Origin of the sequence: Candidatus Enterococcus courvalinii (genome assembly GCF_017315945.1) — a bacterium.
Lineage (GTDB): Bacteria > Bacillota > Bacilli > Lactobacillales > Enterococcaceae > Enterococcus_B > Enterococcus_B courvalinii.
In genome coordinates, this window is the sequence record NZ_JAFLWI010000002.1 from 332815 (window position 1) to 344504 (window position 11690).

The window sequence follows — 11690 nt, forward strand, 5'->3', positions numbered from 1 at the left end:
TTTTTAGAATCGTTTTTTGGGAAATAAAAACAGTAAAGCTTTTCTGTCATTTTGATTATCTTTTATAGAATGAACTGTTTTGCACTTTTTTTCACAAAATAATCTGTTATTTTCAAAGCGTTTGTGCTACGATTATAGCTGAATTTGTAATCATTTTAACAAAAAATTGATGGAGTGTGACCTATGGAAACAATCGAGTATTCCCCACTTAATTTATTTACTAATTACCAAGAGGCAGCAAAAAAAACACCAGATGTTTCAATCATCATCAATGAACCTTTAGCTGCTTTTCCTGAGCTTGGATTTAAAAGCACTTACAAAGAAAGCTATGAAGCAGTCTTAACTCGTGCCTATCAGTTAGCAGCACTGGGTGTTGGACTAGGCGACAAAATCATGCTATATAAAAGTTCAGCATTCGACACTTATTTAATGGCAGTTGCCGCTTCTTATCTTGGTGCTGTACCTGTGATGACTTCTTATCATTTGCCGACAGCAACAATGGAAGTGTTTGTGGAACGTTTAGAAGATCCCTTTATCTTGTTTGACGAAGTTACTGCGGAACGTGTGGCAGGAATTTCAAATGGCTCAAAAGAAAAACAATTATCAGTAAAAGAGTTATTGAACCAATCAGCAACACCAGTTTCTCAACAAGAACTACCAAAAGATCAAATTGCCTACATGACACATACTTCCGGAACAACTGGCATTCCAAAATTGATTTGTCATTCAGCAAACTCTATGGGTTGGCGAACAAAATGGCAAAAAACAATTTTTACAAAGATTGCAGCAAAAGAATTAGTAGCTTTCCATATTTCTCCTGTCCACTCTCGCTTCAATATCGGAATTTCTTCCTTAATGGCTATGGGATTTCCTATGATGCCGTTAGCTAATGCACAAGGAGACCATGTAGTGAAAATGCTAACTCAAAATCCACCAATCGCACTAGAAACGCATCCAAATAACTTCGTTCAATGGAGTTTCGTTGCAAAAGAAGCACCAGAAGCATTTGCTGGTATTCGTTACTACCACTCAACTTTCGATGCAATTAATAACCAGACAATGGCAACTTTCCTTGACACATCAAAGACAAAAGATGCCATCTTTTTACAAGTTTACGGTCAAAGTGAATGTGGTCCAATGATTCTCAAAGCACATACTTTGGAGTCCTTAAAAACAAATGATGCTCGTGATATGGGTGTTGGGCTCGGGGATTTGACCAAAGCTCGAATCGCAGATGATCAAGGGAACCTCTTACCTACTGGCACAGATGGCCACATCCAATTCTTATCAAAGGGGCGCGCCTTGACTTACTATAAAGAAGATGCACGTTTCCAAGAAAATGTTTATGGTGACTGGTGGGACAGTGGTGATTACGGTGTGATGAATGAAGACGGACATCTTTTCTTAAAAGATCGTCAAGTCGACTTGATTGAAACAATCAATAGTACCTTAGCAATCGAAGATTATTTACTTGATTCACTTGAGTTCTTAGCTGAAGTCGTAATTGTACGTGATAAAAACGATTCACCACAACCAATCATTGCTTTAGCACCTGGAAAAGAAATGGATTGGGACGCTTATTGGACACAAGTCCACGAACTGCCACGTTTGAATACGCCGATTATTCGTGCCTTCGAAGACATCCCACGAACTGCAACAATGAAAGTCCAACGTCTTCAAATCGAACAAGAATTAAAAAACCAATAAAATTATCTTAAACAAACGAATACTTTTGATAACGATGCTTTTTCGTTTTCAAAAGTATTTTTATTTCCCTCGTTTTTTAAAATTGGCTGAGTTCCAAATCTGCCAATTGGCTGTTTTCATTTTATTTTACTTTCGTTATACTTGCTTTCACGGAGGAAAATAAGATGAAACGAGTATTAACAATTGGCGGATCTGACCCTTTCGCAGGAGGCGGAATTCAATCCGACTTAAAAACTTTTGAAAATTATCAACTTTTTGGCTTAAGTGCCTTAACCTGTGTAGGTTTTTTGGATGAGCAAGGCGCATTCCAATTAGAAAATCTATCACCGAGACTGCTGAAGCAACAATTAGCTTCATTAACAAAAATGACAACACTTGATGGAATTAAGATTGGTTTACTTCACTCAGAAGAGGCTATCACGATTGTCCATGATTTTTTGATACAAAATTCAGAACTTCCAGTTGTCCTAGATCCTGTCCTTGCGTTTAAAGAAACCAAAACGACTGAAAATAAACGTTATATGGAAAAAATGATTGCTAAACTCTTCCCTTTAGCAACTATTCTTACACCCAATTTAAAGGAAGCGGCTTTGTTGGCTAACCAAGATGAGTTACAATCATTGGATGATCTTCGTCGCGCAGCTCAAGTCATACACACTCTTGGAGCAAAACAAATCGTAATTAAAGGCGGACAAGGTATTCAAGGTGACTTTGCTATTGATTTATTTTTTGATGGCAAAAATGAGCAACTATTCACTCGTAAAAAATTAACAAAACCAACTGTTAATGGTGCAGGCTGTACATTTTCTTCTGCTATTTTAGCGAATTTATGCCGAGGTGACTCTTTGCCTACAGCAATTGCAACTAGCAAAGACTATGTCTATCACTGCATTGCACACGGTGTTTTAATGAATGATGGGTCCGGTAGTGTTTGGTCTGGAGGAAAACGAAAGGAGGAATAACGATAAATGAATATCAGACAAATAACAACTTATGCTATGCTGATTGCGTTAACTGTTGCGCTTTCTCTGACGATTCTCATCCCCGTTCCAGCGACAAATGGTTTTATTACTTTATGTGAAGTTGGTATTTATACAGCGGCATCGTTATTTGGGCCAATTGGCGGCTTAGTTGTTGGTGGTTCTAGCGGTTTATTGATTGATTTGATTTCGGGCTATCCACAATGGGCAATCTTTTCCCTGCTCATCCATGGGTTACAAGGATTGATTGTGGGATTGGTTGGTCGACAAACAACGTTTCGCTGGTTTTTTGGGCTACTCACTGGTAGTGTGGTCATGATCATTGGCTACTTGCTGGCGGGTTGGTTCTTGTATGACTGGCCGGCAGGAGTAGCGTCAATTCCAGGAAATATGATTCAGAACTTGTTTGGAATTGCGCTGACTTACCCATTAGTTTCTGGCTTGAAACGATTTCAATTACGAAAACAACGTTAATCATTGCGAAAGAAGGATAAATAAAAATGGATTTAACAAAAGAAATGTTAGCGAAACAATTAACCGAAATGGTTACTGATATCTTGAATGAAGCAAACCTCAAATCTGGGGATTTATTTGTACTAGGATGTAGCACTAGCGAAGTTGTTGGTGGACACATTGGAAAAAACTCTAGTGCTGAAGTTGGTCAATGGATTGTCCAAACACTAAAAGAAATCCTTGATCCTAAAGAAATCTCACTAGCAGTCCAAGGCTGCGAACACTTAAATCGAGCACTTGTCGTGGAACGTAGCGTAGCCGAAAAGAAAGATTTTGAAATTGTAACCGTTGTTCCAGCTTTACACGCTGGTGGTGCTTGCTCCGTTGCTGCCTTCGAGCAATTTACTGATCCAGTCGAAGTCGAACATATCGTTGCACAAGCAGGAATTGATATTGGTGATACCTCTATTGGGATGCACGTCAAACATGTTCAAGTTCCTGTTCGACCTCGTTCGAATACTTTAGGTGGCGCACATGTTACCGCCTTACGTTCTCGTCCTAAATATATTGGTGGGCCACGTGCACAATATAATACAAATGAGCGCTAAGTAAAGGAACCTTGCTTATTTCTACTTTTAACTAAAAATAATCTACAATCAAAAAAAAGTATGACAAAATTTTGTCATACTTTTTTGATTAATCGGTGTCCACGAAGTGACTATTTCAAAATAAATCTAAATTCCGCAAAAATTTAAGCAACTGTTCTTGTCCATTTTTTCTTAAGTTTTTGCGATCATTTCCTTTTTCCTATTACAGTTTTACTTGGTTAGTTGATTACTAGAAGGACTTTCGTTGATACATTCTAGCCTCATAAGGTGCAAATTCGCCAATAAAATCAAATCGATGTTCATCCAATTGATTGGTTAATACGACTGACCAATCTTCTGCTAATTTTTCAGTTGTTAAATCAAAGGCTGCATTTTCTGCTGTTAAGTTTACCATAATTAAAAATTGTTCACTAGCTTCTGCACGCTCGTAAATAAATAATTGTTTGTGTTGAGGTAAGTACTCTTTGAATTGACCTGTGACCAATGCAGTATGCTGTTTTCGTAATTGAATCATTTTTTTATAAAAAGATAGGAGTGAATTTGGCTCTTTTGATTGTGCTTTGACATTGATAATGTCTTTATTTGGATTAACAACTAACCAGGGCTTCTCTGAAGAGAAACCAGCAAATTTTTCATTCGTCCATTGCATCGGTGTCCGACTATTATCTCTTGTCGTGCTACGAATGATTGCCAATGATTCTGCTGGCGTATGCCCTTCTTGAAGCAATCGTTGATAAAGTTTTCTTGAATCAAGTGCATCTACTTGTTCAATTGACTCAAAAGCCATGTTGGTCATCCCAATTTCTTGTCCTTGATAGATAAAAGGTGTCCCTTGTAAGAAAAAGTACATCATTCCTAGCGCTTTTGCAGACTCCAACCAATAATTTTCGTCATCACCAAAAGCAGAAACGCTTCGAGGCACGTCGTGGTTTTCCATATAAAGTGCATTCCACCCTTTTCCTGCTAAAGAATTCTGCCACTCAGTGAGCGCTTGCTTCAGTTTAACAACATCTAGCACACCTTGCTCCTCGTGGTTCCATAAAGAAATATGATCAAATTCAAAAATCATATCAAAATATCCAGCTTTGCCAACCCATTGTGGCCCTTCCGCAGCAGATACACCACTCGCTTCGCCAACAGTCATGATGTCATATTCATCAAAAATCGTTTTTAGTTCGGTCAAATATTCCCCAATTCCTGCTACATTTTGAAAAGGTGAAAATGGATTAGCTGTTGCGGGAATAGCATAGTCTTCTTTTTTAATATGTGAAATAGCATCTAATCGAAAACCATCAATCCCTTTTTCTAACCACCAACGAATCATGGTAAATAGTTCTTCTCTCACTTTTGGATTTTCCCAATTCAAATCTGGTTGTTCCTTGGCAAAAACGTGTAAATAAGATTGATCAGTTTCCTCATCACGTGTCCAAGCAGAACCACCAAAAATGGACTGCCATTCATTCGGCGCTGACTCTGCTGTGCTATCTGCCCATAAATAATACTCACGAAAAGGATTATCTACTGATTTTTTTGATTCAATAAACCATTTATGTTGGTCAGATGTATGATTGATGACCAAATCCATAATCACTCGAATGCCCATTTGATGAGCTTCAGTCAACAGCAAATCAAATTCTGCCATTGTTCCAAACTTTGCTAAGATTTCTTGATAATCACTGATGTCGTAGCCATTGTCAACAAATGGTGAAGAATAAATGGGATTGATCCAAATGAAGCCAATCCCTAACTCTTTTAAATAACTTAATTTTTCACGAATTCCATTAATATCACCAATCCCATCTTGGTTACTGTCTTTGAAACTCGCGGGATAAATTTGATAGCCCACTTCTTGTTGCCACCACTGTACATTTTTTGTCATGCGGACACTCTCCTTTGCCGTTTCATCAATTATAAACGAAATTGCTTCCTATAAGTCTTTGTTACCGTTAACAAAAAGAATTAAGTACTTTTCCTCAAAAAAAACACTCAAAGTAAAAAACAGACGTTCATTACTTCGAGTGTTTCAATGATAATCGATGTTCCTATAGATAACGAGCAATCAATTGAATCATCTGCTTAGGAAATTCTTGAAGATCAGTAATGTCAAGGAAACGACTTTCCCCATAAATTTCTTTGATTTCTTCTTTGTCTTGACCAATCGCTGCAGCAATGAAAATAATTCCTTGTCGATCATATTCTTTGATTACTTCTTGGATATCTTCTTTTGCTTTTTTTCCAGTATAATCTGGAAGTGCTTTTGGTTGCCCATCACTAATATTCAATAACAATTTGGTAGTTGCTGTTTGTTGGTTCAGTTTATCAGCAACCACTCTTAAAACTGCTCCGTCGCGGTTGTTTTGACGTGGTTTCATCGTTACTAATTTGTCATCCAACCATTGAAAAGTATCAGCAAATTCTTTATAAGAAAAAATTGATGTTTTTTCACGCGCAGAAACATCTGCTGTATCACCATTGATCATCAGTGGAATATTGACACGTTTCGCAAATTCTGCAATCGCGATTGCGGCTTTTTTTGCTGCCTCTATTCGATCTTCGCGAATCATCGAACCTGACTCATCTAATCGGATAGCAACGGCTAAAGATGGTTGTTCATGTGGTGGATTTTTTTTGTCAAAATTACGTAAATCGCCATATGCGATGCGACTAGCGTTAAAGCGTTGCCCTTCGTACTTACCTTTTTGATAACTTGTGCTTTCTTCGTTATCTAAAAGTTCTAACACTTGTCGACTCAACGAATCGACGACTGGAAAGATTTGGGCTCTGATTGCTCGCGCTTCATCGTTATTTACTTGGTACTTTGGTCGGTGAACAATTAATCCCTCTTTTTCATGCATTGTATCTTTCATGATTTGGCGGGCTTCTTTGTTCAATTCTTTTTTTATTTCCTTGTCATGGGCATCCATGTCGGCAGCAGACATTTCCGCAGACTCATCTTCCGCACTTTTTTCTGTCTGATGTTTTCCTTCGACATCACTACTTCGTTCTTCTTCAATGTTAGCTAGATTATCAGATTCATTTGTTTCTTCTGGACTTTCCACATCAGCCATTTCTTCAACTTTTTCCAGTGCAGGTGTTTCTCGATCTGCTAAAGTCAGCTCTTCTGGAGCAAGTGCTTCAATCTGGCGCTCTTCTGCTTCTAAACCACTGATTTTTCGTCCACGGACTTTTGGCTCAGCAGTCGTTTCGCCCCACTTTTTTGCTCGAAGCAACTCTCGTAATTCAATTAATAACCCTGTATCGTCTAAGGCCTGCAGCAAAATCGTTAGTTCATCGGGATCCGTTGTCAGTTTATATAAGACTTTCGGGTAAATTGATTGTAATACATCTTGCCCTTGCTTCATCGTATTCGCCCAGTAAAAGTAAGAACGCATTCCGGCAACACCTTTGATTGCATTTGCTTTGGCTGTTTCATCTAACAATCGAATGATTTCTGCCATTTTAAATAAAATGGGTGATTCTTGAATTCCTGTCTTCCCAACAGCACGCTCGACCATTACCTCAAGACTAGGGAGATCCATTTTTTCTGCATGTTGCATTCGATCCCGTAAGGATTCATTCAATGGTCGGTTTCCTTGATAATTTCGGTTCGTCGTAATCACAACCACACAGTCTGGATGCCGACGGACAATGCCTGTTGGTAGGTTCAGCATTCCATTTGATTCCAAAGCTGAGTTTAATGCTACTAGGACAGACGCATCCCGGATCACTGTTGGTTCTTGGATTTCAAGTAAGTAACCTTTTTCCATCGCACGAACGATTTCTGAAGGATAATATTTGTAATGAATAGGTGTTGTTTCAGCCTTAGCTTCAATTTGTTGCACAAATTCAGCTAGTTTTTCCCGTGCTGAAAGTACATCTAATTGATAATGCGATTGGATTAAACGCAAAACAGCATCAAAACTTTCAGTTTGAGAAATTGCTTCCAACAGCTCTTGACTATCTGCATCGACAGATTCCACCACCGGTAATAACGCACCAAAGACATCAGATTTATCCATATCTGCAAAACAAGTTACCTTTGTGTAAGGTAATTGCAAATCAGCAGATAACGCTTTAGCTAATTGTGTCTTACCAGAGCCAGCATCACCTTCCAAGAGAATATTCATGATTTTCATCTCAGGATCGAACCAGTTTTCGTTGATTTCTTTTGCAATTCGGATTTCTTCCACACTCGTTCGGTGACTTTTTGGTTTTTGCCAAATCATCTGTTTTTCGAGACGTGAAAATACTCGATCTTGTGTAAGCGAGAACTCTCTCATTGTTCAACCTCCTTTAACGAGTCGGCGATTTTAGTAGCCTAAATCATCTAACAAACGTTTTAAGATACGAAAACGTTCGCCAATTAGTTCACCATCTTTTTGTAATGTATCATAGTAAAGGATAATGTCTTCATCAATTTTAGGATTTTTGGTGTCGACTTCGACAGTCATTCGATTTCCTTGCAAGCCAATGATATCGACTACGGGATTTTCAGGATCATAGAATTTTTTATAACGATATGCATCTTGGAAATACAAGCTTCCTTGCGCTGCCAAAATCGCTAAATCTAAAATACGAGTAATTGGTAATTCTTCAGATTGACGGGACCATTTTTCGCCTGTATGACGCCAAACTTTTCCAGAAATATCGACTTTCCCACGATCATTCCATTGCGCCAAACCAAGAGACAAGCCTTTTGCATCCGTATCCAAGGCATTACGACCATCAACTTTATCATAATCTTCAACGACAAGAACAGGTTTATGTTTTAAATTTGTTGGGATTTCCATCAGAAACACTCCTTTATTATTAATGTTAGTAATTTACTAAATTACTAACGTAGTAAATTACTAACGGTCAATGAGATTATAATCCAATGAACAAAAAAATGCCAGCAAACAAATTTGTTTACTGACAGAAATAAATAAAAATAAGAATTATTGCGCCGAAATAGCAAGTCCTACTGCTTTTTCACCAAGATGCGTTCCAATTACTGGACCAAAATGACCAATCTCAATTTCTGCATCGGGGTATTTCTTTTGTAATTTTTCTTTTTCACTGATTGCAACGTCTAAGTTATTCGCATGAATCACGTACAATTTAACTGGTCCTGCAATTTCAGTTTTTCGTTGACCAATGATATCTTCTGCACGGGCAAATGCCTTTTTGCTTGAACGGATCTTTTCAAACAAAACGATTTTTCCATCTGTAAATGTCAAAATTGGTTTTATTTTTAATAACCCACCAATCAATGCTGCACCATTTGTTAGACGGCCTCCGCGTACTAAATTGTTCAAATCATCAACTATCAAATAAGCGTAAGTATTATCGCGAATATGATCAATATGTGAAAGGATTTCTTCAAGTGATGTTCCCTGATCATTTAAATCTAAGGCAGATTCGACCATGTGTCCCATTGGCATACTTGTAATTTTTGAGTCATAAGGAATCACTGTTAAATCTTTTACATCTTCTTTCATTGCAAACAACGTGTTAACAAAACCAGAAATGCCAGAAGAAAGGTGAATACTGATTACCGTGTCATACCCTTTCGCCTTTAATTCATCATATAATGCCAAAACTTCTCCAACGACTGGCTGAGATGTCGTAGGGAAGCCTTTACTGTTTTTTAAAAGACCATAATATTCATCAGCTTCAATATCGATACCTTCATTATAAATCTTCCCATCTAAAATGACTGGGATCGGGATTACATATAAGTCGGGATGGTTCTTGATACGTTCCGGCAAATACGCCGTACTATCAGTAACAACTGCAAGTTTCATTTATCTATTTCCTCGTTTCAAAGAATTTTTCCAGACTTTATAACTATAGCATAATTTTGCTTGTAGATAAATCTAAAATCCAGTTCTATTAAAAAGACTGCCACAAAAAGCTTACTTTTTGTGGCAGCACATAGTTCAAAATAAAAAGTAACTCTTCCGTCAGGCGTTACGTCGGTGTAACAGTGACTGGATACCACTTTTGCCAAACTGAGCTAAGATAAAGGTTACTCCGCCGACTCCTGTAATCAACACACAGTAAATCACAGCGTTCGTCTTGCTTTCTAATGAGAGCTGCGTATGCAATAAAAAGAAAACAGTCACACATACAAGTAACATTAGCGCTGTCGAACGAACCGTTTTAAGGAAGAAGTCTTTGATTCTGTATAACGGAGCAATTTGATATTCATGACACATGTACCAATAACCTCGGACAAATACGTATCCAAATGCCAATCCATTTGACAAACTCATTCCATAACCACCAAATAAAGCTAAGAAAATGACTTGGAAAAGAACTTTTAAGACGATTGCCTGTACGGTTAGCCGAATAGCAAACAAATGGTGATTTAACGATTGCAACATCGTTGATAAAATCGTAAATAATGAAAAAAATAGCGAAGCGAGTAATGCTAATTGGAAATACCCCACGCTTTCAGGATCATAGCCAAAGAACAGTGTGTACAGTGGTCCTGCTAATAATGACATCCCCGCAAGTGATGGCAATAAAATCAAGATGGCGATTGAAAAACTATCTCCAACTGTTTTTTCAATTTGTTTTCGATTTTCTTTTTTCAAAGTGCTTAATAAGGGCAAACTACTGATTGCTACGGTCCCTACCATTGAAATCAAAATCAATGTCAACTTGTTTGGATTGACTGACGCACGACTAAATAAAAATTCCAGCTGTTGATCCGCGATATCTGGACGGAAAAAATGTAACAACGGTTTCATCGTTACTTGATCAATCATCTGTACGATCGTAATAACTGAGCCAACAAAAATAAATGGAAGTGTCTCACGAATAATCGCGATTGAAGCACGACGATTGTCTTTTTTAAAATAGCGAGTAGATATCAAGAAATCTTTCAACCTAAAGTAATCTTTCTGTCGTCCCACTACATACATATGGAAAATTGCAGCTAGACCGCCGAAAAACGACGCAACCGTGCTAACTAAAACTGCTTCTAAAATCGTTCCATTCGTTAAAACACGCAAATAATACGTCCCAGCCAAAATAACCAGAACTCGAATTGCTTGTTCGATAATCAACGAAGTTCCATAAGGGCGCAAGTCATTCTTTCCTTGGAAATAACCACGCATTGCACTCAATACCGGAATAGCAACCAATGAAGGACACAAACTACGGATCGCTAAGATTCCATTGTTCACATTGGCGATTGGACTGATTCCTGCCAGCGCTGGTGCAAATAAATACATCAAAACAGCCGAAGCAATCCCAATAACAAACATGATATTAATCGTACTGCGAAAAATCACTCGACTTTCTTGTGCATCTCCTTCTTTTGTTGCGATAGCCACTTTTTTAGCAATTGCGTTAGGAAAACCGACTGTTCCAAGCATCAAGAATAATCCATAAGGTAAATAACCAACATTGTAGAGGGTTGTTGCTAACATCCCGTCTTGATTATCCCCCATCATCATTAACCAAGGAATTAAGTACACAACACCTAAAACCTTACACAACAAATTGGCAAACGTTAACCAAAATGTGCCTTGCATCAATTTTTTATTCATCAAATCTTCCTCAACTATATATATTAGGATCTAAACATCTTTTACATTATAGCAAAAAAACAAGAACAAGTAATCCTAGCATTGCTTTTTCATCTCTGGTGCCTACTCTTATGCATACACAAATCCCGAAAATTTCAAGCAACTTCCCGCTAAATGATTTTCTAGCTAGACTGTGCCAACTATTATGCTATACTTTTCTCATAACGAATTTCATTCGTTATTTAGACAATCGGTTGGCGGAAAACAGACTAGTTGTCTAATTCAATATTCTTTGGAGACAACCAGTGGTCGGTTGTCTCTTTTTTATAACCTTTATCTTTCAAGTTGAATTTATTGGAGCCAACTCTCTTTCATTCAATTGCTGAGCTACATATTATCATTCATCCTACAACTATCAAGTA

Annotated in this window: 9 protein-coding genes; 4 read left to right on the plus strand and 5 right to left on the minus strand. The window is 37.8% G+C overall.

Features of this window, described 5'->3' with window-relative positions; genetic code table 11:
• Positions 1-183: 183 nt before the first annotated feature.
• From JZO71_RS02340 to JZO71_RS02355, 4 genes are all read left to right on the plus strand, one after another.
• Positions 184-1707, plus strand: a complete 1524-nt coding sequence (locus JZO71_RS02340; protein ID WP_206897990.1) for an AMP-binding protein — start codon at positions 184-186, stop codon at positions 1705-1707.
• Positions 1708-1871: 164 nt separating this feature from the next.
• Positions 1872-2669, plus strand: coding sequence for a bifunctional hydroxymethylpyrimidine kinase/phosphomethylpyrimidine kinase (locus tag JZO71_RS02345; RefSeq protein WP_206897991.1), 798 nt, complete (start codon positions 1872-1874; stop codon positions 2667-2669).
• 6 nt (positions 2670-2675) lie between these two features.
• The gene (locus JZO71_RS02350) at positions 2676-3161 is read left to right on the plus strand and encodes an ECF transporter S component (RefSeq protein ID WP_206897992.1); all 486 of its coding nucleotides are present in this window, start codon (positions 2676-2678) and stop codon (positions 3159-3161) included.
• Between the two features lie 26 nt (positions 3162-3187).
• Positions 3188-3748 (plus strand): TIGR01440 family protein, encoded by a 561-nt coding sequence (locus JZO71_RS02355; RefSeq protein WP_206897993.1) that lies wholly within the window; start codon positions 3188-3190, stop codon positions 3746-3748.
• 229 nt (positions 3749-3977) lie between these two features.
• On the opposite strand, the gene JZO71_RS02360 is transcribed toward JZO71_RS02355, so the two are convergent.
• The 5 genes from JZO71_RS02360 to JZO71_RS02380 form a co-directional block, all read right to left on the minus strand.
• Positions 3978-5627: an alpha-glucosidase gene (locus tag JZO71_RS02360; protein ID WP_206897994.1), complete on the minus strand. Its 1650-nt coding sequence runs from the start codon at positions 5625-5627 to the stop codon at positions 3978-3980.
• A gap of 163 nt (positions 5628-5790) precedes the next feature.
• Positions 5791-8028, minus strand: coding sequence for an AAA family ATPase (locus JZO71_RS02365; protein WP_206897995.1), 2238 nt, complete (start codon positions 8026-8028; stop codon positions 5791-5793).
• Between the two features lie 30 nt (positions 8029-8058).
• Positions 8059-8538, minus strand: coding sequence for a DUF6530 family protein (locus JZO71_RS02370; protein ID WP_206897996.1), 480 nt, complete (start codon positions 8536-8538; stop codon positions 8059-8061).
• A 147-nt stretch (positions 8539-8685) separates the two neighbouring features.
• Positions 8686-9534 carry a DegV family protein gene (locus JZO71_RS02375; RefSeq protein ID WP_206897997.1) on the minus strand — a complete coding sequence of 283 codons (849 nt, stop codon included), beginning with the start codon at positions 9532-9534 and terminating at the stop codon, positions 8686-8688.
• 159 nt (positions 9535-9693) lie between these two features.
• Positions 9694-11289, minus strand: a complete 1596-nt coding sequence (locus JZO71_RS02380; RefSeq protein ID WP_206897998.1) for a polysaccharide biosynthesis protein — start codon at positions 11287-11289, stop codon at positions 9694-9696.
• Positions 11290-11690: the final 401 nt, after the last annotated feature.

Excerpts from the sequence above, each read along its gene's own strand:
- JZO71_RS02340 (WP_206897990.1), top strand. The coding sequence starts at position 184 with ATGGAAACAATCGAGTATTCCCCACTTAATTTATTTACTAATTACCAA.
- JZO71_RS02345 (WP_206897991.1), top strand. The coding sequence starts at position 1,872 with ATGAAACGAGTATTAACAATTGGCGGATCTGACCCTTTCGCAGGAGGC.
- JZO71_RS02350 (WP_206897992.1), top strand. The coding sequence starts at position 2,676 with ATGAATATCAGACAAATAACAACTTATGCTATGCTGATTGCGTTAACT.
- JZO71_RS02355 (WP_206897993.1), top strand. The coding sequence starts at position 3,188 with ATGGATTTAACAAAAGAAATGTTAGCGAAACAATTAACCGAAATGGTT.
- JZO71_RS02360 (WP_206897994.1), bottom strand. The coding sequence starts at position 5,627 with ATGACAAAAAATGTACAGTGGTGGCAACAAGAAGTGGGCTATCAAATT.
- JZO71_RS02365 (WP_206897995.1), bottom strand. The coding sequence starts at position 8,028 with ATGAGAGAGTTCTCGCTTACACAAGATCGAGTATTTTCACGTCTCGAA.
- JZO71_RS02370 (WP_206897996.1), bottom strand. The coding sequence starts at position 8,538 with ATGGAAATCCCAACAAATTTAAAACATAAACCTGTTCTTGTCGTTGAA.
- JZO71_RS02375 (WP_206897997.1), bottom strand. The coding sequence starts at position 9,534 with ATGAAACTTGCAGTTGTTACTGATAGTACGGCGTATTTGCCGGAACGT.
- JZO71_RS02380 (WP_206897998.1), bottom strand. The coding sequence starts at position 11,289 with ATGAATAAAAAATTGATGCAAGGCACATTTTGGTTAACGTTTGCCAAT.